General features: G+C 73.0%; 21 protein-coding genes. 11 read left to right on the forward strand and 10 right to left on the reverse strand.

Annotation, left to right across the window (positions count from 1 at the left end):
* The first annotated feature begins 238 nt into the window (after positions 1 to 238).
* The 6 genes from ACYVOO_RS09880 (at position 239) to ACYVOO_RS09905 (ending at position 7,729) form a co-directional block, all read left to right on the forward strand.
* The gene (locus tag ACYVOO_RS09880; RefSeq protein ID WP_453346058.1) at positions 239 to 1,156 is read left to right on the forward strand and encodes an LLM class flavin-dependent oxidoreductase; all 918 of its coding nucleotides are present in this window, start codon (positions 239 to 241) and stop codon (positions 1,154 to 1,156) included.
* 323 nt (positions 1,157 to 1,479) lie between these two features.
* A complete protein-coding gene (locus tag ACYVOO_RS09885; RefSeq protein WP_461015256.1) occupies positions 1,480 to 3,120 on the forward strand; it encodes an ABC transporter substrate-binding protein in 1,641 nt (546 codons plus the stop codon).
* Positions 3,117 to 4,070, forward strand: coding sequence for an ABC transporter permease (locus ACYVOO_RS09890; RefSeq protein ID WP_461015257.1), 954 nt, complete (start codon positions 3,117 to 3,119; stop codon positions 4,068 to 4,070). Before ACYVOO_RS09885 ends, ACYVOO_RS09890 begins: the two co-directional genes overlap by 4 nt.
* A 37-nt stretch (positions 4,071 to 4,107) precedes the next feature.
* Positions 4,108 to 4,956, forward strand: coding sequence for an ABC transporter permease (locus ACYVOO_RS09895; RefSeq protein ID WP_461015258.1), 849 nt, complete (start codon positions 4,108 to 4,110; stop codon positions 4,954 to 4,956).
* Positions 4,953 to 6,710 (forward strand): dipeptide ABC transporter ATP-binding protein, encoded by a 1,758-nt coding sequence (locus ACYVOO_RS09900; RefSeq protein ID WP_461015259.1) that lies wholly within the window; start codon positions 4,953 to 4,955, stop codon positions 6,708 to 6,710. Before ACYVOO_RS09895 ends, ACYVOO_RS09900 begins: the two co-directional genes overlap by 4 nt.
* A complete protein-coding gene (locus tag ACYVOO_RS09905) occupies positions 6,707 to 7,729 on the forward strand; it encodes a glutathione S-transferase C-terminal domain-containing protein (protein WP_461015260.1) in 1,023 nt (340 codons plus the stop codon). The genes ACYVOO_RS09900 and ACYVOO_RS09905 overlap by 4 nt, the downstream gene beginning before the upstream one ends.
* A 97-nt stretch (positions 7,730 to 7,826) precedes the next feature.
* On the opposite strand, the gene ACYVOO_RS09910 is transcribed toward ACYVOO_RS09905, so the two are convergent.
* Both ACYVOO_RS09910 and ACYVOO_RS09915 read right to left on the reverse strand, forming a co-directional pair.
* Complete coding sequence (locus ACYVOO_RS09910; protein ID WP_461015261.1) at positions 7,827 to 8,657, reverse strand: class I SAM-dependent methyltransferase; 831 nt, start codon at positions 8,655 to 8,657, stop codon at positions 7,827 to 7,829.
* Positions 8,658 to 8,751: 94 nt separating this feature from the next.
* On the reverse strand, positions 8,752 to 9,369 hold the full coding sequence (locus ACYVOO_RS09915; RefSeq protein WP_461015262.1) for an NADPH-dependent FMN reductase: 618 nt from the start codon (positions 9,367 to 9,369) through the stop codon (positions 8,752 to 8,754).
* Positions 9,370 to 9,614: 245 nt separating this feature from the next.
* On the opposite strand from ACYVOO_RS09915, the gene ACYVOO_RS09920 reads away from it, so the two are divergent.
* Together ACYVOO_RS09920 and ACYVOO_RS09925 are read left to right on the forward strand one after the other, a co-directional pair.
* Positions 9,615 to 10,262, forward strand: a complete 648-nt coding sequence (locus tag ACYVOO_RS09920) for a TetR/AcrR family transcriptional regulator (RefSeq protein ID WP_461015288.1) — start codon at positions 9,615 to 9,617, stop codon at positions 10,260 to 10,262.
* Between the two features lie 214 nt (positions 10,263 to 10,476).
* Positions 10,477 to 11,298: a hypothetical protein gene (locus ACYVOO_RS09925; RefSeq protein WP_461015263.1), complete on the forward strand. Its 822-nt coding sequence runs from the start codon at positions 10,477 to 10,479 to the stop codon at positions 11,296 to 11,298.
* Between the two features lie 148 nt (positions 11,299 to 11,446).
* On the opposite strand, the gene ACYVOO_RS09930 is transcribed toward ACYVOO_RS09925, so the two are convergent.
* The 3 genes from ACYVOO_RS09930 to ACYVOO_RS09940 form a co-directional block, all read right to left on the reverse strand.
* Positions 11,447 to 12,055: an NADPH-dependent FMN reductase gene (locus ACYVOO_RS09930; RefSeq protein ID WP_453346068.1), complete on the reverse strand. Its 609-nt coding sequence runs from the start codon at positions 12,053 to 12,055 to the stop codon at positions 11,447 to 11,449.
* A gap of 1,284 nt (positions 12,056 to 13,339) precedes the next feature.
* Positions 13,340 to 16,324 (reverse strand): AAA family ATPase, encoded by a 2,985-nt coding sequence (locus ACYVOO_RS09935; RefSeq protein ID WP_461015264.1) that lies wholly within the window; start codon positions 16,322 to 16,324, stop codon positions 13,340 to 13,342.
* A gap of 95 nt (positions 16,325 to 16,419) precedes the next feature.
* On the reverse strand, positions 16,420 to 17,085 hold the full coding sequence (locus ACYVOO_RS09940) for a TetR-like C-terminal domain-containing protein (RefSeq protein ID WP_461015265.1): 666 nt from the start codon (positions 17,083 to 17,085) through the stop codon (positions 16,420 to 16,422).
* 69 nt (positions 17,086 to 17,154) lie between these two features.
* Here ACYVOO_RS09940 and ACYVOO_RS09945 point away from each other — a divergent pair, with 69 nt between their 5' ends.
* On the forward strand, positions 17,155 to 18,675 hold the full coding sequence (locus ACYVOO_RS09945) for an MFS transporter (protein ID WP_461015266.1): 1,521 nt from the start codon (positions 17,155 to 17,157) through the stop codon (positions 18,673 to 18,675).
* Positions 18,676 to 18,802: 127 nt separating this feature from the next.
* Positions 18,803 to 19,414, forward strand: coding sequence for an NAD(P)H-dependent oxidoreductase (locus ACYVOO_RS09950; RefSeq protein ID WP_461015267.1), 612 nt, complete (start codon positions 18,803 to 18,805; stop codon positions 19,412 to 19,414).
* A gap of 47 nt (positions 19,415 to 19,461) precedes the next feature.
* Here ACYVOO_RS09950 and ACYVOO_RS09955 read toward each other — a convergent pair whose 3' ends face one another.
* Positions 19,462 to 19,902 carry a hypothetical protein gene (locus ACYVOO_RS09955; protein ID WP_461015268.1) on the reverse strand — a complete coding sequence of 147 codons (441 nt, stop codon included), beginning with the start codon at positions 19,900 to 19,902 and terminating at the stop codon, positions 19,462 to 19,464.
* Between the two features lie 169 nt (positions 19,903 to 20,071).
* On the opposite strand from ACYVOO_RS09955, the gene ACYVOO_RS09960 reads away from it, so the two are divergent.
* Positions 20,072 to 20,647 (forward strand): cysteine hydrolase family protein, encoded by a 576-nt coding sequence (locus ACYVOO_RS09960; protein WP_461015269.1) that lies wholly within the window; start codon positions 20,072 to 20,074, stop codon positions 20,645 to 20,647.
* A gap of 103 nt (positions 20,648 to 20,750) precedes the next feature.
* On the opposite strand, the gene ACYVOO_RS09965 is transcribed toward ACYVOO_RS09960, so the two are convergent.
* From ACYVOO_RS09965 to ACYVOO_RS09980, 4 genes are read right to left on the reverse strand one after another with little or no spacing between them, the layout of a single operon-like run.
* On the reverse strand, positions 20,751 to 21,488 hold the full coding sequence (locus ACYVOO_RS09965) for a class I SAM-dependent methyltransferase (RefSeq protein ID WP_461015270.1): 738 nt from the start codon (positions 21,486 to 21,488) through the stop codon (positions 20,751 to 20,753).
* A complete protein-coding gene (locus ACYVOO_RS09970) occupies positions 21,469 to 22,863 on the reverse strand; it encodes a flavodoxin family protein (protein WP_461015271.1) in 1,395 nt (464 codons plus the stop codon). Before ACYVOO_RS09970 ends, ACYVOO_RS09965 begins: the two co-directional genes overlap by 20 nt.
* Entirely contained in the window at positions 22,860 to 23,996 is a 1,137-nt protein-coding gene (gene ribD, locus ACYVOO_RS09975) for a bifunctional diaminohydroxyphosphoribosylaminopyrimidine deaminase/5-amino-6-(5-phosphoribosylamino)uracil reductase RibD (protein WP_461015272.1), read from the reverse strand. Before ribD ends, ACYVOO_RS09970 begins: the two co-directional genes overlap by 4 nt.
* Positions 23,993 to 24,961 (reverse strand): formylglycine-generating enzyme family protein, encoded by a 969-nt coding sequence (locus ACYVOO_RS09980; RefSeq protein WP_461015289.1) that lies wholly within the window; start codon positions 24,959 to 24,961, stop codon positions 23,993 to 23,995. The genes ribD and ACYVOO_RS09980 overlap by 4 nt, the downstream gene beginning before the upstream one ends.
* Positions 24,962 to 24,972: the final 11 nt, after the last annotated feature.

Raw genomic sequence — 24,972 nt, forward strand, 5'->3', positions numbered from 1 at the left:
CCCGTCCGCCGCTGTGCGCTGCGGGTCTGACCGTCCTCTGACATTGCTGCAACACGTCTGTTGGTATCTGACCAAAACCTGAAACAACGTCCCTTGATCGGTGCCACGCGCGGGACAAGGCTGTGGCCCTGCGGTGGGTCGTCCCGCCCGCCTCCGTGCGGGGAGGCGGGCGGGCCTCCGGCGGGCCGGTTCACCGGCCCGTACGCGCGCAGCACCAGCTCACCAAAGAGAGGTACGCATGTCGGCACCTGAACGGAAGATCATGTTCGGCTTCGGGCCGTGGGAGACCGGTGTCGGTGACGTGTCAGGGCTGCTGCGCCACGCGGCCCAGGCCGACCGCGACGGGCTCGACCTGTTCACGATCTCCGACCACCCCTACGCGGGTGGCAAGCTGGACGCGTACGCCATCCTCGGCGTCGTGCTCGGCAGCACCTCGTCGCTGACGGGCGCCGTGAACGTCACCAACCTGCCCAGCCGCCCCGCACCCCTGCTCTCGCGCACCGTCACCTCGCTCTCCGCGCTCTCCGGCGGCCGGGTGGCGCTCGGCCTCGGCGCGGGCGGCTCCTGGGACGACATCGTCCGCATGGGCGTGACCCGGCTCTCGCCCGGCGCCGCCGTACGGGCGCTGGAAGAGGCCATCGTCCTCATCAGGAAGCTGTCGGGCGGCGGCGGCCCCGTCACGTTCGAGGGCGAGTTCTACCAGGTGTACGACGCCCCTCCGGCCCCCGTGCCCGCGCCGCCCGTCTGGACGGGATCCGTAGGGCCGAAGTCCCTCGCCGTCACCGGCAGGGTCGCCGACGGCTGGTTCCCCGGGCACGCGTCGGACTGGCGGAGCACCCTCTACCGCGAGTCGCGCCCGCGCGTCGAGGAGGCCGCGGCCTCGGCGGGCCGCGACCCCTCGGAGATCTCCACCATCTTCAACCTCCCCGGGCAGATCACCGACCGCCCCCTGGACGCCACCCGCGACGCCGACGGGAGCTGGATCGGCGGCTCCGTCGACCAGTGGGTGGAGGAGCTGACGTCCGCCGTGGTCGAGCACGGCGCGGACGGCTTCGTGTACTTCGACTTCGCCGACCCGGCACCCACCGAGGTCTCCCTCGGCCGCTGGGCCCGCGAGATCGTTCCGGCGGTCCGCGAGGCGGTCGCCAAGCACTGACGGCGCGCCGTACGGCACCGGCACCGGAACCGGCCACCGGCACCGGGGGGAGCACCCCCGGGACCCGACCCGGCCCGCCCTGACCGGTACCGCACGGCCGCCCGCACCACCGGCGCCAAGAGGCACGGCGCGCCCCCGGCAGAGCACGGCCACGGGGGTGGCCGTCCGCACCACCGGAGCCGGGACCGACGGCGCACGTCAGCACCGCGAGCAACCCAGCACAGCGGCACCGCAGCACCATCGCGACCCCGCGCCGTCGCCCGTCTCCGTGCGACACCTCCCAGCACAGTCCGCGTGGCACATTTCCCAGGAGGCATCCCCCGATGAAGGCGCTCCACCGGCCCAAGGCCGTCACGCTGCTCGCCGTCTCCGCTCTGGCACTCGCGTCGTGCAGCGGCGCATCGGGCAGCGACCAGAAGAGCGAAGAGCCCGTCAAGGGCGGCAAGTTGACGTACGCCGTCAACGCCGAGCCGGTCAACCTCGACCCGCACGCGAGCGCCCAGGACGTGACCGGGCTCTTCGCCCGGCCCGTGCTGGACTCGCTCGTGTCGATGGACGCCAAGGGCACCATCCGCCCCTGGCTGGCCTCCTCCTGGAAGATCTCGGAGGACCAGAAGACGTACTCCTTCACGCTCCGCAAGGGCGTCCGCTTCACCGACGGCACCCCCTTCGACGCGGAGGCCGTCAAGGCGAACCTCGACCACATCGTCGACCCGAAGACCAAGTCCGAGATGGCCGCCGGCTACATCGAGCCCTACGAGGGCACGAAGGTGACCGGCGAGCGCACCTTAGAGGTCTCCTTCTCGCGCCCCCACTCGCCGTTCCTCAACGCGCTCTCCACCGCGTACTTCGGCATGCAGTCGCCCGAGCAACTGGAGAAGGGCGCCGACGCGCTCGCCAAGAAGCTCGTCGGCACGGGCCCCTTCGTGATGAAGGACTTCACTCCGCGCGAGGGCATCACCTACACCCGCAACGACCAGTACGCCTGGGGCCCTGCGGGTGCCCGGCACAAGGGCCCGGCTCACCTCAAGGAGCTGGAGTTCACCGTACTGACCGAGGACTCGGCCAGGCTCGGCGCGCTGACGGGTGGTCAGGCACACGCCGTCGCGAACGTGCCGCCCGCCGCCGTCGAGCAGGTGGAGGCCAGCCCCGACCTGCGGATGGAGAAGCGGCAGGCGCCCGGCGGCGCGTACACCTACTACCCCAACACCGAGAAGGGCCCCTTCAAGGACGCCAGGGTCCGGCAGGCGTTCCGGGACGGCATCGACTTCGAGACCGTCGTCGAGAAGCTCTACTTCGGTGTCTTCGCACACGCCACCAACCCCCTATCGCCCGCGACCCCCGGCTACGACAAGCGCGCGGGCACCCACTGGCGGCACAACCCCAAGAAGGCCGCCGCACTGCTGGACGAGGCGGGCTGGACCGGGCGCGACAGCGGCGGCTACCGCACCAAGGACGGCAAGCGGCTCACCGTCACCTGGCCCTTCGTGAAGGCGGCGAACAGGGAGCAGCGCTCCACCCTGGCCGAGCAGATACAGGCCGAGGCCAAGGACCTGGGCTTTGAACTGGTCCTGGACACCGGCACCCAGCACGAACTCGCCGCCGACTACGGCAAGGGCGAGTACGACGTGATGGACCTGAGCTGGCAGCGCGCCGACGGCGACGCACTGCGCAACCTCTTCTCCTCCGCCAGCATCGCCACGCCCGAGAAGTTCGGCCAGAACGCCTCACGTCTCGACGACGAGCGCGTGGACGAGTGGCTCGGCGACGCGCTGGCCACCACGGACGCGAAGAAGCGCGCCGCGCTGTACGCCAAGGTCCAGCGCCAGGTGACCAACGAGGCCGCGGCCTTCCCCGTCTACGTCGTCAGCTATCTGATGGGCGCCTCCGAGAACGCCCAGGGCATCGACTGGGACCCGCAGGCATACCCGACCTTCTACGACGCATGGGTGACCGATCAATGACCACCTCACGGCGGCGGGACAACCGCACGCTGCGCACCGTTCTCCTGCGGCTGGCCACCTCGCTCCTCGTCCTCTGGGGAGCGGTCACCGTCTCCTTCTGCGCTCTCCACCTGACCCCGGGAAAGGTGGAGGACGCGCTGATCGGCACGGACACCGTCACCCCACAGGTCCGTGCGCAGATCATCTCCGAGTACGGGCTCGACCAGCCGCTGTTCGCGCAGTACCTCGCCCACCTCGGGCGGGTGCTCAGCGGCGACCTCGGGCACTCGTACCAACTGCACGAGTCCGTCGCCTCGGCCGTCGGGTCCCAGCTCGGCGCCTCCGTCCAACTGGGCCTGACGGCCATGGCGTTGGCCCTCGTTGCCTCGACCGTCCTCGGTCTGCTCACGGCACGCAGGGCCCGCTGGCTGCGGGGGCTGTCCTCCGGCATCGAACTGGTCGGCGTCTCGGTGCCCACCTTCTGGGTGGGCATCCTGCTGCTGACCTTCTTCTCCTTCCAGCTGGGCTGGTTCCCGGCGGCGGGCGGCGACGGATTCGCGGGACTGGTCCTCCCGGCCGTCGCCGTCGCCACCCCGCTGACCGCGCTGCTCACCCAGGTGATGCGCGAGGGGCTCGAACTGGCCCTGGACGAACCCTTCGTGCTGACGGCCAGGGCCCGCGGCATGTCCGACTTCGGGGTACGGCTGCGCCACGCACTGCGCCACGCGCTGCTGCCCGTGGCCACCATCGCGGGCTGGATGCTCGGCATGCTCATCGGCGCCATGGTCGTGATCGAGCAGGTCTTCTCCCGGCAGGGCATCGGCCGCCTCGTCCTCTCCGCCGTCCAGGACAAGGACCTCCCCGTCGTGATGGGCGTCGTCCTGCTCACCGCGCTGCTCTACGTCGTCATCAACACCGTGCTCGACCTGCTCTACCGGGTCATCGACCCCCGACTGCGAGGTGCCCAGTAATGCCCGAGTTCCGCCGTGCGACCCGAGGCGGCGACCGGTGACGACGACCCTGATCGCCCGTTCCGCCACGACGTCCCGCACCCGGCTGCGCCCCGGGCTGTGGGCCGCCACGCTCTTCCTCGCGCTGATCGTGCTCGCCGCGCTCTTCCCCGGCCTGCTCACCGAAGGATCGCCCGCCGACTCCGAGGTGCTCAGCGCGCTCCAGGGGCCCGGCGCCGAACACCTCTTGGGCACCGACGCCAACGGCCGCGACATCTTCACCCGCATCGTCTACGGTGCACGCCCCTCGCTGCTGACCGGGCTCGGCGCCACCGCGCTCGCCGTCGTCTGCGGCACCCTGCTCGGGCTGCTCGCCGCGCTCGGCGGACGGATCGCCGACGAGATCGTCATGCGCCTCGTCGACGTCGTGCTGTCCCTGCCCAGCCTGCTGCTCGCGCTGCTGATCCTCAGCGTCACGGGCCCCGGCGCCGTCGGCACGCTCTACGCCATCGCGCTCTACACCATCCCCGTCTACGCGCGGCTGATCCGCGTGCAGACCATGGTGATCCGCCGCTCGGGATACGTGGAGGCGGCCAGGTCACTGGGCCTGGGCAACGCACACGTCATCGCCCGGCACATCCTGCCCAACGCCTTCGCGCCGCTGCTGGTGCTCGCCACCATCGAGGTCGGCACGGCGCTGGTCGCCGCCTCCTCGCTGAGCTTCCTCGGCTTCGGGCCGCAGCCCCCGGCACCCGAGTGGGGCGCCATGCTCGCCGGTGGCCGTGATTACTTCGGCATCGCCTGGTGGGTCGCCGTCTTCCCAGGCCTCGCGATCACGCTGACCGTCCTGTCGATCACGGTGACGGGCCGCTGGCTCCAGCGGCGCATGGAAGGGAGGGCCGCATGACGCACCCGGCACACTCGACGCGCTCGGCGCACCCGGCAGGCGACACCCCGCGCGCGGCAGACGGCGCCACGCGTGCGGCACCCGGCGCCGCACACCCGGCAGCGGAGCCGGCGCACCCGATAGCCGAAGTACGCGGCCTCACCGTCGCGTTCGGCGGCACCGAGGCCGTACGCGGTGTCTCGCTCGCCGTACACGCGGGCGAGTGCCTGGCCATCGTGGGCGAGTCGGGCTCGGGCAAGAGCGTCACGGCCCGCACCCTGATCGGACTCACCGGGCCCGACGCCGACGTCAGCGCCGAGTCCCTGCGCATCGAGGGCAAGGACGCCACCGTCTACGGCGACCGCCAGTGGCGCACCGTGCGCGGCAACCGCATCGGCCTCGTGCTCCAGGACGCGCTGGTCTCGCTCGACCCGCTGCGCCGCGTCGGCCAGGAGATCGCCGAGGCACTGCGGCTGCACCGCGCCATGCCGCGAGCGCGGGCACACGAACGTGCCGTCGAGCTGCTGCGCAGCGTCGGCATGCCCGAGCCGAAGGTACGGGCGAAGCAGTACCCGCACGAGCTGTCGGGAGGGCTGCGCCAGCGCGCCCTGATCGCCTCGGCCATCGCCTGCGAACCGGCCCTGCTCATCGCCGACGAGCCCACCACCGCGCTCGACGTCACCGTCCAGGCGCAGATCCTGCGGCTGCTGGCCGAGCGCAAGGAGGCGGGCACGGCGCTGCTGCTCATCAGCCACGACCTGGCCGTCGTCGCGCAGCTCGCCGACCGGGTGATGGTGATGAAGGACGGCGCGATGGTGGAGGAGGGCCCCACCGCGCAGGTGCTGACAGCGCCGACGCACCCGTACACCAGGGAACTGCTGGCGGCCGTCCCGGCGGCACGGCGCGAGGACGTGCGGCAGGCCCGCCCGGAGGCGCGCCCCGCCGAGAGCGCGCGCGGCCCGGCGGGCGAAACGCTCATCGAGGCGCGCGGCCTGGTCAAGTCCTACAAGGACCGCCGCGTCGTCAAGGACGTCTCCTTCGCGCTGCGCCAGGGCGAGACCCTCGGCCTCGTGGGCGAGTCCGGCTCGGGCAAGACCACCCTCGCGCGGCTCGTGCTCGGCCTGACGGACCCCGACGAGGGCGAGGTCCTCGTCGGCGGCAGATCCTGGGCCGCGCTGAGCCCGAGCGAGCGCCGGGCCGTACGCCCCGGGCTCCAGGTCGTCTACCAGGACCCGCTCAGCTCCTTCGACCCGCGCTTCAGCGTGTGGCGGGTGCTGGAGGAGGCACTGGGCGCCGGAGGTGTGCCGCGAGCGCGCCGCCGCGAGCGCGCGGGAGAGCTGCTGCGGCAGGTCGGCCTCGACGCCTCGTTGCTGGAGCGGCGCCCGCTGCGCCTGTCCGGCGGGCAGCGCCAGCGCGTGGCCATCGCCCGCGCGCTGGCCACGGAGCCGCGCGTGATCGTCTGCGACGAGCCCGTCTCCGCGCTCGACGTGACCGTCCAGGCCCAGGTGCTCGACCTGCTCGCCGGGCTCCAGGCGGAACTCGGCGTCGCCTACCTGTTCATCTCCCACGACCTCGGCGTCGTGCGCCAGGTCAGCGACCGGGTCGCCGTACTCAAGGACGGGGCCGTCGTGGAGACCGGGGAAGCGGCCGAGGTCTTCGGAGCACCGCGGCACACCTACACCCGCGAACTGCTCGCGGCCGTACCCCGGTTGCCGCGCGACGCGGCACCCCCGGGACGACACCGCGGCCCGGACCCCTCGGAGGCGCCCTCATGACCCCCTCTTCCCCCGCTTCCCCCTCGCCCCGGACCGCCGAGCCCGGCGGACCGGTGTACGCGAGTCCCGTCGACCTCGGCACCTACGGGCCCTACGGACCCGGCAGAGTGGACGTGTCGGCGGGCTGGAAGCGGCCACGCTACGCGTTCCAGGACCGTGTCACGGCCGACGGCAGCAGCGGCTTCCGCGCCGAACCCGGCCGCTACCACCTCTACATCGCGTGGAGCTGCGCCTGGGCACACCGCACCGCGCTGGTGCGTAAGCTCAGGGGGCTCACGGACGTCGTCTCGCTCTCGCACGTCGACGACGAACGCGACGGCCGGGGCTGGGCGTTCCGCGAGCGGCGCGGAGCCGACCCCGTGAACGGCTTCACGCTGCTGCTGGAGGCGTACGAGGCGACCGAGCCCGGCTACCCGGGCCACATCTCCACCCCGGTGCTGTGGGACCGGGCCACCGGACGCATCGTCAGCAACGACTTCCGGTGCATCACCATCGACCTGGGAACCGCCTTCGAGGAGTGGGGCGACCCGGAGACACAGCTCTACCCCGAGCCGCTGCGCGCGGAGATCGACGAGCTGAACGCGTTCGTCCACGAGAACGTGAACGACGGTGTCTACCAGGTCGACGGCGCCACCACGCAGGACGCATACGAGACATGGCGGCGGAAGGTGTGCGCGGCCCTGGACACCCTCGACGCCAGACTCGCGGAGCGCCGCTTCCTGTTCGGCGACCGCATCACCGAGGCCGACATCCGGCTGTGGCCGACCCTCGCCCGCTTCGACCTCGCCTACAACCCGGTGGGCGGTGTCACCGAGGAAGGGCTGCCCGGCTACCCCCACCTGTGGGCGTACGCGCGGGACCTGTACCAGCGGCCCGCCTTCCGGGAGACCACGGACTTCGACACATATCGGATGAGCCCGCCGCTCTCCCGCGAGGACGGCGTACGGCACATCGAGGTCGCCCCCATGGAGTCCGACTGGGAGGCGCCGCACGGCCGCGAACGGCTCGGCGCGGGGTGACGGGGTGAGGCAGGCCGCCTCTTCCGTTCCGGTGTCCGTTCGGGCGCCCACGGGGGCGAGGCTGCCGTACGGGTGCGTACGGCAGCCTCGCGGGCGCTCAGACGCGCTCGGCCGACACCAGCCACGCGGGCGCGTAGAGCCGCCCGTGCTCGTCGGCGCCGTCGAACTCCGAGCGCAGATATGTGTCGGGCGCGTCGTAGCCGAACGCGCGGGCGCCGCGCTCCACATGCGTGTGCGTGAACGCGGTGAGGTAGCGGGTGCGGCGCAGTGTGGTGATGCGCCATCCCGAGTCCGTGCTCAGGACGTCGCGCAGTTCGTCCTCGTCGATGTAGTGGACGGCGTCGGTGGGCTTCCCGGCCGCGTCCGAGAAGCACAGCAGGTGCAGACGGCCCCCGGCGCTGCACACGGTGTGCAGTGCCTCGACGTAGCCGCGCCGCAGGTCCGCGTCGAGGCAGTGGTACAGGGCGCTGTCCAGCACCGTGTCGAAGCCGCGCCCCGCGAGGGGGTCGCCGGGTCCGCTGAGCGCGGTGGCGTCGGCGACGGTGAACTCGATGCCGGCGCCCTCGGCCGCGGCCCGTTCGGCGGCCCGCGCCACGGCGTGCGGCGAACCGTCGAAGCCGGTGACGCGGTAGCCCGCGCGGTGCAGGAAGAACGCGTTGTCCCCGGTGCCGAACCCGGCGTCCAGCACGCTGCCCTTGATCTGCCCGGAGCGCTCCAGCGCGACCACCTCGGGCTGTGGCGCGTCGATGTCCCAGGGGGTGAGTGCCTCTCCGACGATCTCGCGCAGGGGTGACTCGCCCCGGTAGAACGCGTCGTACCTGAGCGCGCCTTCCGACACACCTTCCGACACGCTTTCTGGTGCGCTGTCCGGCGTGCCGTCCGTGGGCTCGGTGTGCTCGGGGCGCTCGGTGTGCCCGGACGTGGCCATGCTGACCTCCACTGGGATTCGGGGGAGTGGGGCGCCCCGCGATGGCGGACGGGGCCGTGCGCTCGCGGGCCCGGCGGCGGGCCCTGCCGCGCGGTCAGGCTCCGGCAGTCTCGGCTTCGGCGAGCCGCTGACGTACGCCCTTGAACGCGGCCGACCAGGCGATGAGGTCGTCCAGCAGCTCGAAGAGGGTGGGCTCCTGGTGCTCTCCGGGGGTGATCTCACCGGGGAGGGTGGGGTCGGTGATGGCGAAGTCGGTGAAGGCGTTGAGCGCGACCTGGCTGCTGACGGTGGCGACCTTCAACTCCGTCATGACGGCGCGCAGATGCTCGACGGCGCGGGTGCCGCCGTGCACACCGTGGCTGACAAAACCGGCCGCCTTGTGGAACCACTCGCCGTAGAGGTAGTCGAGGGCGTTCTTCAGGGAGCCGGGGAGGGAGTGGTTGTACTCCGGGGTGACGAAGAGGAAGCCGTCGAAGGAGTCGATGGCCCGCGACCAGCGCTTGGTGTGCTCGTGGCTGTACTGGCCGAAGGCGGCCGACACCGCTTCGTCCAGCACGGGGAGGTTGAAGTCGGCCAGGTCCAGGAGTTCGAGGGTGACGCCTCCGTCCTTGACGGCGGGGTGCCTCCCCGCTGCCTCGAAGGCCCACTGAGCGGCGACCAGGGTCCGGCGCTGGGGGCGGGTGCTTCCGACGATCACGGCGATCCGGGTCATGGGGTCCTGCTTCCGTCGACTGCTGGCTATGCTGTCAGCAGTAAAGTACAACAGGTATGGCAGCAAGTAAAACGATGGGTTTCCCTTACCTGGGAGGACGGGCGGCGATGGACAGGCGCGCGAGGCCGAACGAGAGACCTGGGGTGCCCGGACCGGGGACGTCGGGACGGGGGACGTCGGGGCGAGGGGCGTCGGGGCGGGGAATTCCCGCGCACAGCGGGCAGCCGGACAAACGCCGGGCGATTCTGGACGGCGCGCAGAACGTGTTCGCGCGGGACGGCTACACCCGCGCGAGCATCGACGCCATTTCGGCGGAAGCCGGTGTGTCCACGCGCACCGTCTACAACCACTTCCGGGACAAGCGGGCGCTTTTCCAGGCGGTCATTCAGGAAAGCGCGCGACGTGCCGCCGAGGCGCAAATCGCCGTCATCGACCGCTATCTGAGCAAGGTGACCGATCTGGAGGCCGACCTCGTGGCCTTCTGCCGCGCCTTCGCGGGACCCGAGACCTCCGCGTGTGCCCCGCACCGGGGGCTGGTGCGTCAGGTCAGCGCCGAGGCGGGGCACATCCCGCGCGAGGCGCTGGAGGCGTGGCGCGAGGCCGGGCCGCTGCGGGTCCGCCGCGAACTGGGCGCGCGGCTCCAACGGCTCGGCGAGCGCGGCCTGTTGCGGGTGCCCGACCCCGCCGGCGCCGCGTTCCACCTGATGCTGCTGACCACGGTGGCCGACCTCCCCGACCGCCCTGAGCCCTCCGTGGGTCCTGACGGGGCGGGCGCGGTGGGTGCGGTGGGCGCGGCGGACATCGTGGAAGCGGAGGGTGCGGCGCACGGGGTGATCGTGGCCGGGGTCCGCGCGTTCCTGCACGGCTACCGCCGCCCGTCTCCCGGCTCCTGAGACGGGCGCCCGGCCGTACACCCGCCCGTACGCGTCCGCTCAACTCCGTTCAATTTCCTCCTCCCCGCCGTCGAACGCCATTGCGGAATTCCGGAAAAGGGCCAGGTGGCCGCCTGTTACCCGGAGAAATGCGGGCCGGAACGGGCGGTCTTCCGGTGCGTTAGCGTGACCGGCCGGTATTCGGCGACGGGGCACGACGGGGGAGCGGGAACACGTGGACGAAAGCAAGGCTTCCGGGGCCGGGGAGAATCCCCCTGGTGTCGACAACCGCTTTACGGGCGGGGAAGCGAAGTACGTGATCATGACGGCCGCGACGGACGGGGTGACCATCCACGAGGAGACCCTGCCTCCGCCTCCGCCGCCCCCACCCTCGCCTCGGCCCGGGTCCCGCCCGAAGGCGCTGTTCGCGGCCCTCGGCGCGGCCGTCGCGGCGGTCCTCGTCGCGGGCGGGGCCGCCGCCTACCACTTCTGGCCGTCCTCCGGCGGCGCCCGTGCCGGCAGCGAGCGTGCGGCGGCCGGGGCGCCGGGCCGCATGAGCGCGTCGGCCACGCCGAGCGCCTCCCCGGCCTCGTCGGCGGCCCGGGAACCCGCCGTGGCGGAGGCGCCCGCTTCCGCTTCCGCGCCCGTACGGGAGGCGCCGCACGAGCCGTCGTCCTCCGCGCGGCCCGGCCCGCCGGACAAGGACGACGGTCCGCGCCCATCGTCCTCGCCCGACGCCCCGTTCACCGACTACGAGACGACGACACTCGGCGCCGAGATCGTCAACGGACCCGCGTGCGGCTCCTACGCCCTGTGCGCCTACCGCAGCGCGGGCCACACGGACCGCTTCGACTTCCACGCCCCGGGAAGCGACTCGGGCGGCACCTGCTACAGCTTCCCGTCCGGCGACCCCGGCTTCGTCGCCGTCGTCAACGGCCGCCGCTACTCGTACCACGTGTTCGAGAAGCCCCGCTGCGAGGGCGCCAGCAGAACCCTCGCCACGCACAACAGCTACCAGGACCTCCCGTTCCGCTTCCGCTCCTACACGAAGGCGTAGTTCCGGTCGCGAACCCGGTCCCCGGCGGCGGAGGCGGCGCCAGGGGAGAAGTCCCCGGCCCCGTCACGCACGCGAGGGCGCCGGCGAACCCGCCCCGTGAAGGGGGCTGGGCCGCCGACGCCCTCGTGGTGCGCCGGGAAGCCAGGGGTCAGGCGCTCGCGGCGGCCTGGGCCTCGCGGACCTGCTTGAGCGCACCGGACCAGAGGATCAGGTCGTCCAGCAGCTCGAAGAGGGTGGGCTCCTGGTGCTCTCCGGGGGTGATGTCGCCCGGCAGGGTGGGGTCGGTGATGGCGAAGTCGGTGAAGGCGTTGAGTGCCACCTGGCTGCTGACGGTGGCGACCTTCAGCTCCGCCATGACGGCGCGCAGGTGCTCGACGGCGCGGGTGCCGCCGTGCACGCCGTGGCTGATGAAACCGGCGGCCTTGTGGCCCCACTCCGCGTGCAGGTAGTCGATGGCGTTCTTCAGGGAACCCGCGTAGGAGTGGTTGTACTCCGGGGTGACGAAGATGAAGCCGTCGAAGGAACCGATGGCCTGCGCCCAGCGCTTGGTGTGCTCGTTGCTGTACTCGCCGAAGGCTGCGGGGGACTGCTCGTCCAGCAGGGGGAGGCCGAAGTCGGCCACGTCCACGAGCTCGACGCTCACTTCGCCGTTCTTGACGGCGCTGTGCCGTCCGGCGGCCTCAAGGGCCCACTGAGCGGCGACCAGGGTCCGGCGCTGGGGGCGGGTGCTTCCGACGATGACGGCGATCCGGGTCATGGGGGTCCTGCTTCCTTGTCCTCTGGTTGAGCTGACACAGGTAAAGTACAACAAGCATGGCAATATTTACAACGGCTATTGCGCGGGGCCCCTTCGCGGGGTACGCAAGGAAACGCAGGGTTCCCCCTTCACCGTGGTGCGCCCCTTCACGGGGTGCGGGGTGAAGGCCACACGGGGTGCGCGTTTCTTGTAGGGGTGCGCCTGGTGTGGGTGCCCCTTGGGGTTTCGTCGGCGATGCTCGGGCCGGTGGCACGGGTTGTGCCCACCCTCCCCCAGCTACCGCTGGGAGGTGCCCCCTCGCCAGCGGGACGATTGCCCACAACTTTGTGCCGCTTCACGGGGTGCGGCGGTTTTCAGGTGCGGGCCGGTGGCTTCGGCGCGGCGTGTGGTGCGGTGCTTTGCGGCTGGCGCCGCGTGATTCTTGGCTCGGACCGTGGTTGTGGGCGCGTGTTCTTGGGTGTCCGGTGCCGGGGTGGGGTGTCTCCTCGGCGTGAAGGTTTCGTTTACGGCTTTCGGCCGGTGACTTTCTCGACCTGCGGGGACACCCCACCCCGTCCCCGTCCCGCCGGTGGCCCGCTGTCCGGTTCCGGGTCGGCTGACGCCCACACCCCAGCGCGGGACCTCCGGTCCCCACTCCACGGGCCAACCCGTCCCGCGCAACTCCCCCTGTCGGGGGTGCGCAGTTCCGGGGTGCCCCTTTGGGGTTTCGTTGGCGTGCTGCGGGTCGGTGGGTGGGTTGTGCCCACCCTCCCCCAGCTACCGCTGGGAGGTGCCCCCTCGCCATGCGGAACGCCTGCCCACAACGGTGGTGCAGGTGGCCACCGGGTGGGAGGGGACGTGGTGGGGTGTCCCCGCAAGTGGTGGCGACGAGTATGTACAGGCAGCCGAAAAGCCGACCCGCACTTGTCGCCGCCCGAGGAGACACCCCGGCACGGCACCGACCCCCACCAGCAGGCAGCCGAAAAACCGACCCGCACTTGTCGCCGCCCGAGGAGACACCCCGGCACGGCACCGACCCCCACCACACACCAACCCCACACGGCCACCGGCACAAACCAAGAACCACGCGGCGCAAGCCGCAACGCACCGGTCCACACGCCGCGCCGAAGCCACCGGCCCGCACCCGAACACGGCGCCCCGCCACACGCCCACCGCCCCCGTGTAGCGGCACAAAAATCAGCGCGGGACCCTACGGCACCCACCACACCGGCCAACCGTCCCGCGCAACACCCCCGACGAACGGGCCAACCCCCCCATTTCAATCCGCACCCCGCGAAGGGGCCGTCAGGTGCCCGTCCGGGCGAGGAGGCTCACGACGTTCGGGTCACCGCCGGACACGTCCGTCCCGTCGGATGCCGCGGGCCGCGGCCGACCGCGCGTCGCGCGCGCCGGGGAGGGCGGTGACGCGGCGCCCTCGGCCGACGGATGGCCGACGGTGGCGGCCAGTGCCGAGCGGTCGGTGATGCACAACTTCCGGTAGACGCGGCTCAGATGCATCTCGACGGTGCGCCGGGTGACGTAGAGCCGGTCCGCGATCTCCTGGTTCGTCAGCCCCTCGGCCGCGAGCAGCGCCGTGCGCCGCTCGGCCTGGGTCAGTGACTCGGGCCCGGTCTCCGCGTGCCGTCGCGGCTTCGCGCCCGCGTCCGCCAGATCGCGCCGCAGCTCGGCGACGAGTCGCGCGGCGCCGGACCGTTCGGCCAGCCCTGCGGCCGTGCGCAACTGGAGGCGGGCCTCCCTGCGCTTGCCCGCACGCAGCAGATCGCTGCCCAGATCGCGGCGCGCCTGGGCCTCCTGGAAGTCCGTACCGGCCGACCGGAACAGTTCCACCGCCTCGTTCAGCAGCGCCGTGCGCTGCCTGCCGCCCGCCACCTGGGCCGCGGCCAGCAGCGCGCGGCCCACCACGTGCGGGGCACCCCAGCGGCGGGCGAGGTTCACCTCGTCGCGCGCGAGCCGCTCCGCCTCCGCGCGTTGCCCCAGCGCGAGATGGGCGAGCGCCGCCTCCGAACGCCAGGCGCACACGGCCGGGTTGAGCCAGCCGCGCGCGGTCAGCAGCCGTCCGCACTCCCACAGGTCGGCGAGCCCCGCCTCGGTGCGGCCGGCGGCCAGGTGCAGCCGTCCGCGCTGGAAGAGCAGCTTGTGGCTGAGGGTCTTGGGCACGCTCTCCTCGTCGAAGCCGTCGAGCACCGTGCGCTGCGCCGCCTCGTCCTCGCCCAGCTCCAGCAGGGTGTCGGCCGCCCACAGGCGCCCGTGCGTCGCCGAGCCCTCCCAGTCGCCGGAGGCAGGGGCGGGTGCTGAGGTGGCGGCGGAGGCCGGTGCCGGGGCCGTGTCCTCGGGGTGCGGCGGGAGCAGGGACCGCTCCGCCTCGTCGGCGCTCCCCGCGCGCAGGGCGCAGTGCCCGAGCACGTGCCGCGCGGACTCCGCGGTGGCGCGCTGCCCCGAGGCGCGTGCCTCGGCCAGCACGGCGCGGCACGCGGCCAGCGCCTCCGCGTGCTCGCCCGCGCGGGAGAGGACGGTGGCCAGCGACAGCCGCTCGACGGGGAGGACGGCGGCGCTGCCGCCCGGATCGGCCAGCCCCTGGCGGGCGAAGGCGACGGCCTCGGCGCGCCCCTCGCCGCGCCAGTGCGCGTGCAGCGCCTCGGCGACGGAGACGACGCGGCGCACCCAGGGCCGTCGCACCTCGGCAGCGCGTGGCGAGGTGAGCGCGGGCGGGACGACGCCGCCGTTGAGGGAGGCCAGCAGCCCGGACAGCGCCCGGATGCCCAGCCGTACCTCCTCGTCGGCGCCGCCGGGGTCGGCCGCCTCGGCCTGGACGGTGCGCAGACCGGCGTACGCGCGACCGCTCAGCACCTCGGCCCAGCCGTAGTCGACGAGCGCCGTCGCGCGGGTGTCGCCGCCGCGCGGCGCCAGTTCGAGGACCCGGCGGAACTTGTCGGCGGCCCCGGCCGGGTCGGTGACCAGTTCCACATGGCCGAGCCGGTGCAGCAGCCGTGGCTCGTCCTCTTCCTCGCACACCGCCAGTGCCTGCCGTAGACAGGCGCCCGCCTCGCGCAGCCTGCCCCTGCGTACATGGCTGTCGGCGGCGTCGGCGAGCAGTTCGCGCGCCCATGGCTCGTCCATCGGGTCGGCCCGCACCAGGTGTGCGACGACCTCCTCGCTCGGCGCGGCGGAGCGGTGCAGCATCTCGGCCGCCCTGGCGTGCAGCGACGACTGTTCGCTGGGGGAGAGCGCGGCGAGGAACGAGGTGCGCACGAGCGGGTGGCGGAAGCTGACGGTCCCGTCGGACTCGCGCAGCACGCCGCCGTGCACCAGCGCGTGCAGCAGGTCGGCCGTCGACTCCGGTGTCATGCCCGCGAGTTCGGCCACCGTGCAGGGGCCCGCGACCGAGCCCATCACCGCCACACTGCCGAAGACCCGGCACGCGCCGGGGAACCGGAGCCCGAAGCGTGCCGCCAGTGTCTCCGCGACCTCCACGGGGCCCATGTCCCGGATGCGCTCGGGGTCCATGTGGGCCAGGTCGGTGCCGGTGCGGCTGATCTCCCGCAGCAGTGCGTGCATCCACAGCGGGTTGCCGCCCGTCACCTCGTGGCAGACGCGGGTGAGTTCGGGCCGCACGGGCCCGCCGGCCAGCGAGCCGAGCAGATAGCCGACGCTGTCCACGTTCAGCCCGCGCAGCACCAGTTGCTGGTGGAAGCCACTTGTCAGACCGACGGCCGCGCTCTCGTTCTCGGCCTGCCGGCCCTCGGCCGGGGGCACTCCGCGTGCCAGGGAGGCGAGGAGTGCGACGGGCAGCACCTCGATGCGGGCCATGACGTGTCCCAGCCAGTACAGGGACGGTGTGTCCACCCACTGCACGTCGTCCACGACGATCAGCACCGGGCGCCGGGAGGTCAGTTCGGTCAGCAGCCCGTACAGCTCCCGCGCCATGGTCTCGGGTGCGTCGTCCCGGCTCCACGCGGTGCCGGTGCCGTTGCCGGTGCCGCCGCGGGTCGCGTTGGCGTCCGCGTCGGCGGGGGAGGGGCGCTTGAGCTGCTGGAGGAGCTGGTCACGGGCCTGGTGCGCCACCGCGTACGGGATGCCGCGCTCCTCCTTCCTGCCGCGTACGGCGACGACGCCGAAGTCGCGGGAGCGCGCGGTGCGCATGGCGCCGCGCAGCAAGGACGACTTGCCCGTGCCGATGCCCCCTTCCAGTAACAGGCTGGTGCCCATCCCGGCGGTCGCGCCGCCGAGAACCTTGTCGAGGGCGGATGTTTCGCAGTCCCTGCTGAGCATGTCGGCTCTCCTCGGATACGCGTCGTCCTTCGCCTGTCGTGCGTGCCTCCGTGGTGCTGTTCGCCGCGCTTCCGCGCCTCTCCCCGAAGGGGGGCTCAGAAGGCGGTGCCGTGCCCGTGCTCGTCCCGCCACTGCTCGGTGGCCACCCCGGCGAGGACGACGGTGACGACGTCCTCCGCGAGCGTGGGGGTGACCGGGAGGTGGGCGAAGAGGACCCGGTAGTACGTCGTCGAGGCCAGCATGTCCAGGAGCAGATCGATGTCGGCGTCGGCACGGATGTCGCCCCGGCGGATGCCGCGCCTCAGCGCCTCGGCCGTCGAGGCCCTGCGGGGGTGGAAGAAGGAGTCGAGGAACTCCCGTTCCAGCTGCGGGTCGTCGGCGAGGTCGGCCACGAGCGCGGGCAGCGCGCGGCGGCCCACGGTGGTGGTGAACGCCTGGCTGAGGGTGCCGATCCCGGCGATGAGGTCGCAGTGGGTGCAGCCCGTGTCCGGGGTCGGCGTGGTGCCCAGGGTCTCGGCCAGCGAGTCCACGACGAGGTGCTGACGCGAGCGCCACCGCCTGCGCAGCGCGGGCTTGCTGGTGCCGCCCCGTGAAGCGACCGCCTCCAGGGTGAGGCTGGCGTACCCCACCTCGTTGAGGATCTCCATCACCGCGTCCCTGACCGCCCGGTCGATGCGCTCGTCGCGTGGTCTGCCGGTCCGCTTCTGGGGCGGCGGCGCGGCGGTGCCCGCGCCGCCACCGCTCCTTGGGGTGTTCACCATGCCCTCAGTATAGGTAGCATTCCGTTCCGATCCACAACGGAACGAAATTCCTTCGAAGGAGTTGCCCCCATGTCCCAGCACATCGACGAGGCAGCCGAGAACTCCCCCGGACACGGCTCCCCGCCGACGGCCGAGTCCGCGACGACCGGATCCGCGACCACGGGATCCGCGACGGCCGGGCACGCGCCCGACACCAAGGAGAGCGTCTTCAGCGGGCCCTACCGCGCGCTCACCCTCGGCGTGCTGCTCTCCGTCGGCATGGTCGCCTTTGAATCGCTCGGCGTGGCCACGGTGCTGCCCGGGATCGCCCATGACCTGGACGGACTCGGCGCCTACGGCTGGGGCCTGTCCGCGCTGATGCTCGCCAACATCGTCGGCACGGTCCTCGCCGGGCGCTCGGCCGACCGGGGCGGGCCGCTGCGCCCGATGGCCGTCGGCATGATCGTCTTCGCTCTCGGCTGCGCGGTGGCCGGAGCCGCGGCGAACTGGCCGCTCTTCCTCGTGGGCCGCTTCGCGCAGGGCCTCGGCGTCGGCGCCGTGATGTCCATGGCGTACACCATGATCGGCCTCGCCTACCCCGAGCACCTGCGGGCGCGGATGTTCGCGCTGCTCTCCTCGGCGTGGACCATCCCCTCCCTCGTCGGCCCCGCCGTCGCGGGCACTCTGACCGACCTCAGCAGCTGGCGCGCGGTGTTCCTGCTGATGCTGCCCATCGCCGCCGTCGCCGCGCTGCTGACGCTGCCGGGGCTGCGCCGCATCCCGCGCCCCGAGGCCGCCGACGCCGACGCCGACGCGTCCGCTTCCGCGTCCGCCACGCCGTGGTGGAAGGGCCCGCTGGCCAGCGCCATCCTGCTCACCGTGGGCACCGGACTGCTGCTCCAGGCGCTGCTGCTGGAGAACCTCGCGCTGCTGGCCGTGCTCTCTGTGGTCGGCGTCCTCATCGCTGTCCCGGCCCTGCGCCGCGTCACGCCCGAGGGCACTTTGAGCGCACGCCCCGGCATCGGCGCGGGCATCGTCGTGCGCGGTCTGCTGTGCGGCGTCTACTTCGGCAGCGAGGCGTTCCTGCCGCTCGGGCTCCAGGAGGAGCGCGGCATGGGCGCGACGGCCGCCGGTATCGGCCTGTCGGCGGGAGCCATCACCTGGGTCGTCGGCTCCCTGTACCAGGCCAAGCGGGACAGCGGCGCCCCCGGCAGCCGCGTCGCCAGCACGGCGCTCGGCTTCGTCGTCCTGCTCGTCGGAGTGGTGATCATCGCGCTGACGATCGTCACCACCGCGGTGCCCGCGTGGATCGCCATCGTGGGCTGGGCGGTCGGCGGTCTCGGCATGGGTGTCGCCTTCAACGCCTCCACGACCGACACCCTCGAACAGGCACCCGCCGAGAAGCAGGGCGAGACCAGCGGTGCGCTCCAGCTCGCCCAGACCCTCGCCACCGGGCTCATCGCCGGGCTCGGCGGCGCCGCCATCGCGCTCGCGCAGCACTACGACTCCAGCACGCGCACCGCGCTCGTCAGCGTGTTCGCGCTCACCGCGCTGCTGGCACTGGCGGGCATCGTCCTCGCCCGAAGGCTGCGGCCCGCGCGCGGCGCCTGACGCACGAGCCGGGCACGAGCCGCACACCGGCCGGTGCCGCCCCCGTGGGCGGCACCGGCTCCCGCACGGCGCCTCGCGGCGGCGCGAGGTCACAGCACCAGAACGAGAGCGAAAGGAAGCGGAACCCATGCGTGAGGTGCGGATACTTGCCCTCTGCCCGCCCCGGCACACGGACCCCGTCAGCGCGCGGCTGTTACGGGCCCTCGCCCAGCCCGGACTGGCGGGCCTCCAGGTGGAGGTGTGCCACGTCCCGTACGGCTTCCGTACGTTCTCGGACGCGGCCGACTCCGCACCGTCCCCCGAAGCACGCGCGCTGCTGGCCAGGGCGGAGGAGGCGGACGCCTTCATCACCGCCAGCCGCGAACCGGAGGCCGACGGGACCGAGCACCCCGGCACCGGGCCACTGCTCGCCGCGCTGGACCGGCTGACCTGTTACGCCGACCCCGCGGGAGCGCCCCTCGCGGGCAAGCCCACCGCCGTGCTGACGACATCGGAGACGGACGTGGTCAGCCCCGTGCCCTGCACCGACATCGAACTCCTGCTGCTCGGCACCGACTGCGAGATCGTCGGCCCGCGCACCGTCTCCTCGCGCGTCCCCGAGGCCCTGTGGGAGCAGGCGGACGGCAGCCTGGCCATCTCCGACCCCTGTGTGGCCATGCGACTGCTGCTCCACCTGCGCCGCACCGAACGCGCGGTCCGCTCGGCCTCACCGGGGCGCGGTGACGGGTTCTACGGGTGACAGGTCACGCGAGGGGCGGGCGGGTGACGGGTGACGGGTGACGGGGGTTAGCGCACCCAGAGCTGGTAGTAGCTGGTCAGGCCACCGCAGGTGCAGCGGTGCTCGGTCCAGGCGACCGGCTTTCCCATCTCGCCTTGCAGCTCGCAGGTGGAGCCCCAGAAGAACTCGTCGACGTAGACCCAGCCCGTGCCGGAAGGCCGGCAACTGTTCAGTGCGGGCTGCTGCTTGCCGGAGTCGGCCTGTTGGAGCAGGGGTTTTGACCACGTGGCGGGTGTGATGTCGGCGCGTGTCGTGCCGGACGCCTTCTTGGCGGCGGAACCCTGGCATCCGCTCTTGTCGCCGTCGCCCGACCGCGCTTCCTGGCTGCTGTGGGTGCTATGACTCCCCGTGTCGCCTTGGGGGGCCGTGGTCGCCACGGCTGAGGTGGTCGTCCCGACGACAAGTGCGCCGGCCGCGATCGCCAGTTGCAATCCACGTCTGATCCGCATCTTCGACTCCTTCTGGGTCAGTTGACCAGAACCGATCACGGATACTGTGTCCGGCCGACCGTGGGAGAACCTTGAGGAAAGCTTGAACTGCCTGTTCGCGGACGGTGCCGGTGGTTCCCGGCCGGGGAAGCCGATACCGGCAGCGGCAAGGTGCGGCTACGGTGAGCCCATGCCACATGTGCCACACGTCCCCGCGCTCCTCGTCATCGACATGCAGAACGCCCTCATGGCCATCGCGCACCGGGCCGCCGAGACCGTCGCCGTGATCGGCGGGCTCCGTGCCCGTGCGCTGGCGGCCGGGGTGCCGGTGGTGACGGTGCAGCAGCAGGGGAAGGAGCTGGAGCCGGGCACGGAGGGCTGGCGGATCGTGCCCGAACTCGCGCCGGGCGACGGGGAGTTGATCGTCCCCAAGACCAGCGCCGACAGCTTCCTCGGCACCGGCCTCGACGAGATCCTCAAGGGCCTGGGGGTCACCGAGGTGGTCGTCACCGGGTTCGCGACGGAGATCTGCGTGGACACCACCGCGCGGCAGGCGCTGAGCCACGGGTACGACGTGGTGCTCGTCGCGGACGGACACACCACGTCCGCACGGCCCGAGGGCGGCGAGCTGGCCGCACCGGAGCGCTCGCTCGCGCACCACAACGAGATCTTCCGGCACCTCGACTTCCCCGGCCGGAGCATCCGGGTGCTGCCGTCGGCCGAGGTGGACTTCGCCGCGACGGGAGCTGTGAACACCGCGCTGTGAACGCTGAGTTGTGAACGCCGGGCGGGTGAGTACCGCGCCGTGAGCGCCGCCCGCCCGCACTACGGGCGGCGATCCGGGAAGGGCACCGCTGCCGCACGCACCCTCACGCGCGGCAGCGCAGCATCTCCAGCGGCGGGTTGGCCAGGAAGTCGTCCCAGAAGCCCTCGCCCATCGCACGCCTGCCCTCCTCGGGCACCGTCAGCGGCTCCCAGACCAGGTCGCGGAACCCGGCCGCGGTCAGGCACTCCTCGTACACCTCGCGCCTGGGGTAGCCCGTGACGAACTCGACGGGCGGGTCGAGCAGCGCCGTGATGCACACGCGGGGACCCATCGGGCCCTCGCCGACGCGCTCGTACAGAAACCCGTACTTGGCCATGGAGGGCCCGTCGAAGCGGTAGTCGGGTGCCTGGGTCAGGACATGGAAGCCGCCACCGGGGGCGAGAGAGCGGTGCACGCTGCGGCACATCTTCTCCATCGCGCCCACGTCCTCCGCGTAGTTGAGGAGGTAAACGGCGGTGGCCACGTCGAACGGCGCCTCGGGCACCGGCAGATCGGCCACGTCCCCCACGGCGTAGCGCACACCGAGGGGCTGCCGCTCCTCGATCGCGCGCGCCGCGGCGACCATCTCGCGCGAGATGTCCACCCCCAGCACTCGATCGGCGCCGAGCCGCTTGATCCCGCGACTGTAGAAGCCCGTGCCGCACGCGAGGTCCAGCACCGACAGGCCGCGCATGTCACCGAGCAGCCCGAGGAAGCTCGACTGTTCCGGATAGCGCGCCATCGGCAGCGACTTGAACCCCTCGTAGGTCTCACCGATGGCGTCATACTGCTGGTAGCTCATACCCGTACCTCTCCTCCTCCGGTCCCGTGGCAGGAACGCCTGCCACGGCGTGGTGCCCGGCCGACGTGCCTGCGGGCTCCTTGATGTGACGGGTTGTCAGCGGCAGCGGCCTGATACGGGCCGCCGCCATGACGGCGCGCCTGGCCTGGTGCGCGACGGCGGCGAGCGCGCCGGGGCCGGGGGACGCGCCCAGTGACAGCGGGTACGAGGTGCCGTACGGGTTGCCGCCCGCCTCGTAGACCGCGCGTGCCGTGTAGCCGGGCGGCACGACGAGCGCGCCGCCGCTGAGCAGCAGATGGTTGAGCCCCAGCAGCGCGGACTCGCTGCCCGCGTGGGTGTGCTCCACCGAGACGAAGCCGCCGCACGGCTTGTCCCGCAGCGGGGCAGGGCCCAGCCCGTCGGCCAGCGACTGGAGGAACCCCGTCAGCGTGCCCGCCACCGCGCCGAGCCGCGCGGGTGCCCCGAACAGCACCGTGTCCGCCCACGCGACGTCCTCAGGGCCTGCCGGTGCGGCGAGGGGCCCCGGCCACCGCTTCACGTCGCGGCCGTGCGCACCGCCACCACGTACGTCGCCGTGTCCGCCGTCACGCCGGCCTGGCCCGCCCGGCATGTCCGCGAGGCGCCGCAGCCGCACCCGCGCGCCCGCCGCGCGCATCGCCGCTGCGGCCTCCAGCGCCATCAGCCGCACGGCCGCGTCACCGGGCACGTGCACCACCAGCGCCTTGACGGGCCCGCCACCCGCCTCCCCGGACCCGTACCCGCCCCCGGCCGAGGGCGCGGGAAAGGAGCCCTTGCGCGCGGCGAGCGCGGCCAGCCGCGAGCCCAGCTCCCGCGCCCCCTCCCGCTCAGCGGGACCGGAGGGCCCGCGCCCGCCGACGGCCGACAGGCCGTACGGATTGCCGCCCGACAGCCCGAAGTGGGGCGCGCCCGGATCGGCGCCGGCCACCCAGCAGCCCCAGTGGTAGACGGTCTGGTGCAGCGCCAGGAGCGTCGCCTCCCGGCCGCCGTGCGTGCATGTCGAGGATGTCATCCCCGTCACCAGCCGGTCGGCGAGCAGTCCCTCGCGCCACAGCGGGGTGGCGCTCTCCAGGAAGCGCTTCAGGGACGAGGAGACGTTCCCGAAGTAGGTGGGGCCCGCCAGCAGCACCGCGTCGGCGCGCATCACGTCCTCCGGGACCGCGACGCGCTCGGGCCACCTCGGCACACGCCCGCCTGCCGCACCCGTCGCACCCGTCGCGCCCGGCCCGTCCTCGTCCGCCACCTGGAGCACCCGCACCCGTGCGCCCTCCCGCCGCGCACCCTCGGCGGCTGCGAGGGAGAGGGTGCGCAGGGTGCCGTGCCTGCTGTGGTAGATGACGGCGAGCCGTGGCCTCACGCGCCCTCCCCTGGCAGTGGCCTGGCGCGCAGCACGAGCCGTACGTCCTCGCCGAGCCTGGTCACCTCGTCCAGCCGCAGGCGCAGCCCGTCGGCGAGCGTGCCCACGCCGAAGTCGGCGAGCACGGGGTGGGCACCGGCGCCGAGCAGCAGGGGTGCCACGTAGGAGACGACGCGGTCCAGCAGCCCCCGTGCCGCGAACCCGGCGGCCAGTCCCGCGCCGCCCTCCAGCAGGACGGACCGCAGCCCGCGTGCGTACAGCGCGTCGGTGACGGCCGTCAGATCGAGGGCGCCGTCCACCACGGGGGCCCGCAACACCTCGTGCCGTTCCGGCAGTTCGGGGCGCGGGGTGTCCTCGCCGACGACGACCAGCGTCGGCGCCGCCTCGTCGAGCACCCGCGCGTCGCGGCGGATGCGGCCCATGCGGTCCAGGACCACCCGCAGCGGCTGCTGGCCGCCCGGCGCCCCGTGGCCGTGCCGCACACCGAGGTGCGGGTCGTCGGCGTGCAGGGTGCCGGAGCCGACCAGTATCGCGTCGTGTGCAGCGCGTACGGCGTGCACATCGGCGCGTGCCTCCTGGCCGGTGATCCAGCGCGAGGTGCCGTCGGGCGCGGCCGACCGGCCGTCGAGGCTGCCGCCGAACTTCCAGGTGACGCAGGGCCGGGCAAGGCGGGTCGCCGTCAGCCACAGCTCGTTGACGCGTTCGGCCTCCGCGCGACGCACGTCCCCGAGCACCTCGACGCCCGCGTCCCGCAGCCGTCGCGCCCCGCCCGAGGCGAGCGCGTTCGGGTCGGGCACCGCGTACAGCACCCGGGACACACCCGCCGCGAGCAGTGCCTCGGCGCACGGACCCGTACGGCCCTGGTGGTTGCACGGCTCCAGGGTGACGACGGCGGTGGCGCCACGGGCCCGGACACCCGCGGCGGCCAGTGCCTCGACCTCCGCGTGCATATGGCCCGCGCCCCGGTGGAAGCCCTCGCCCACGGTGTCTCCCGTGGGGCCGAGGATGACGCAGCCGACCAGCGGGTTCGGGCTGGTGCGGCCCGCCGCGCACGCGGCCAGGCCGATCGCGCGGTGCATCGCGGCGACCTCGACGGACGAGGCGGCCGGTGCCGTGATCTCGCCGCCCCTCATGGTGTCTCCGCCAGCCGGAACCCCATCGCGTAGATGTCGCGCGCGTACCAGCCGTGCCTGCGGCGGCACCTGGCCAGATCGCCGAAGCGGGTGAAGCTGCCGCCGCGCGCGATGCGGTAGCTGCCCCGGCGCACCGCGAGGTCGTCGGCCACCGCGGTGCCTCCCGGGTACGGGCTGTACGCGTCGGCCGTGTACTCCTCGACGTTGCCCGCCATGTCGTGCACCCCGAACGGCGAGCGCCCGGCGGGGTGGATGCCGATCGGGGTGGTGGTCAGCGGGCCGTGCTCGGCGGTGTTGGCGTGGCCCGGCAGGAACTCCTCGCCCCACGGGAAGTCGCGCCCGTCCCCGCCCGAGGCGGCGTACTCCCACTCGGCCTCGGTCGGCAGCCGGAACCGCCTGCCCGTACGCGCGGCCAGCCACGCGGCGTAGGCGTCGGCGGCCTCCGGCGCGACCGTCCACACCGGATGGTTGCCGCGCCCCTCCTGCCACACCCCGAACGTCCACGAGGTGGGCAGCGCGGTGCTGCCCGTCGCCTCCAGGAAGAGCCGGTACTCGGCGTTGGTGACGGGGTGGCGCGCGATACGGAACGCGGGCAGCGACACCTCGTACACGGGGCACTCCTTGGCGATCCAGTCCGCCTCCACACCCACGTGCCGCCAGCGCGCCGTGACCGCCTCAACCTCGGAGGGGTCCAGGCCCAGCCGTACGGTGGCGGCGGGCACGTCCGCCATGGGCGGGTCGTCGGGACGGATGCGCGGGTCGCCGACGAGGCCGAGCACCGTGCCCGCCGCGTACCGCCGCGCGAAGGACTGCACCGGGTCCTCGGCTACGGCGACGAGGGTGTCGGCGCGCGCCCCGAGCAGGTCGCCGTGCGCGCGCAGCGGCCACGGGGAGGCGCCGCGCGGCACGAAGGTGTCGGGCAGTCCCATCGCGGCGCGGTCGGAGAGGGTGTTGGGGTTGGCCATCACCGTCGGCG

Source organism: Streptomyces daliensis (assembly GCF_054782395.1).

Coding starts and splice junctions, on each gene's coding strand:
- ACYVOO_RS09980 (WP_461015289.1), bottom strand. CDS start 24,961: ATGGCCAACCCCAACACCCTCTCCGACCGCGCCGCGATGGGACTGCCC.
- ACYVOO_RS09890 (WP_461015257.1), top strand. CDS start 3,117: ATGACCACCTCACGGCGGCGGGACAACCGCACGCTGCGCACCGTTCTC.
- ACYVOO_RS09930 (WP_453346068.1), bottom strand. CDS start 12,055: ATGACCCGGATCGCCGTCATCGTCGGAAGCACCCGCCCCCAGCGCCGG.
- ACYVOO_RS09935 (WP_461015264.1), bottom strand. CDS start 16,324: ATGCTCAGCAGGGACTGCGAAACATCCGCCCTCGACAAGGTTCTCGGC.
- ACYVOO_RS09905 (WP_461015260.1), top strand. CDS start 6,707: ATGACCCCCTCTTCCCCCGCTTCCCCCTCGCCCCGGACCGCCGAGCCC.
- ACYVOO_RS09915 (WP_461015262.1), bottom strand. CDS start 9,369: ATGACCCGGATCGCCGTGATCGTCGGAAGCACCCGCCCCCAGCGCCGG.
- ACYVOO_RS09955 (WP_461015268.1), bottom strand. CDS start 19,902: ATGCGGATCAGACGTGGATTGCAACTGGCGATCGCGGCCGGCGCACTT.
- ACYVOO_RS09960 (WP_461015269.1), top strand. CDS start 20,072: ATGCCACATGTGCCACACGTCCCCGCGCTCCTCGTCATCGACATGCAG.
- ACYVOO_RS09950 (WP_461015267.1), top strand. CDS start 18,803: ATGCGTGAGGTGCGGATACTTGCCCTCTGCCCGCCCCGGCACACGGAC.
- ACYVOO_RS09880 (WP_453346058.1), top strand. CDS start 239: ATGTCGGCACCTGAACGGAAGATCATGTTCGGCTTCGGGCCGTGGGAG.
- ACYVOO_RS09885 (WP_461015256.1), top strand. CDS start 1,480: ATGAAGGCGCTCCACCGGCCCAAGGCCGTCACGCTGCTCGCCGTCTCC.
- ribD (WP_461015272.1), bottom strand. CDS start 23,996: ATGAGGGGCGGCGAGATCACGGCACCGGCCGCCTCGTCCGTCGAGGTC.
- ACYVOO_RS09910 (WP_461015261.1), bottom strand. CDS start 8,657: ATGGCCACGTCCGGGCACACCGAGCGCCCCGAGCACACCGAGCCCACG.
- ACYVOO_RS09965 (WP_461015270.1), bottom strand. CDS start 21,488: ATGAGCTACCAGCAGTATGACGCCATCGGTGAGACCTACGAGGGGTTC.
- ACYVOO_RS09940 (WP_461015265.1), bottom strand. CDS start 17,085: ATGGTGAACACCCCAAGGAGCGGTGGCGGCGCGGGCACCGCCGCGCCG.
- ACYVOO_RS09945 (WP_461015266.1), top strand. CDS start 17,155: ATGTCCCAGCACATCGACGAGGCAGCCGAGAACTCCCCCGGACACGGC.
- ACYVOO_RS09900 (WP_461015259.1), top strand. CDS start 4,953: ATGACGCACCCGGCACACTCGACGCGCTCGGCGCACCCGGCAGGCGAC.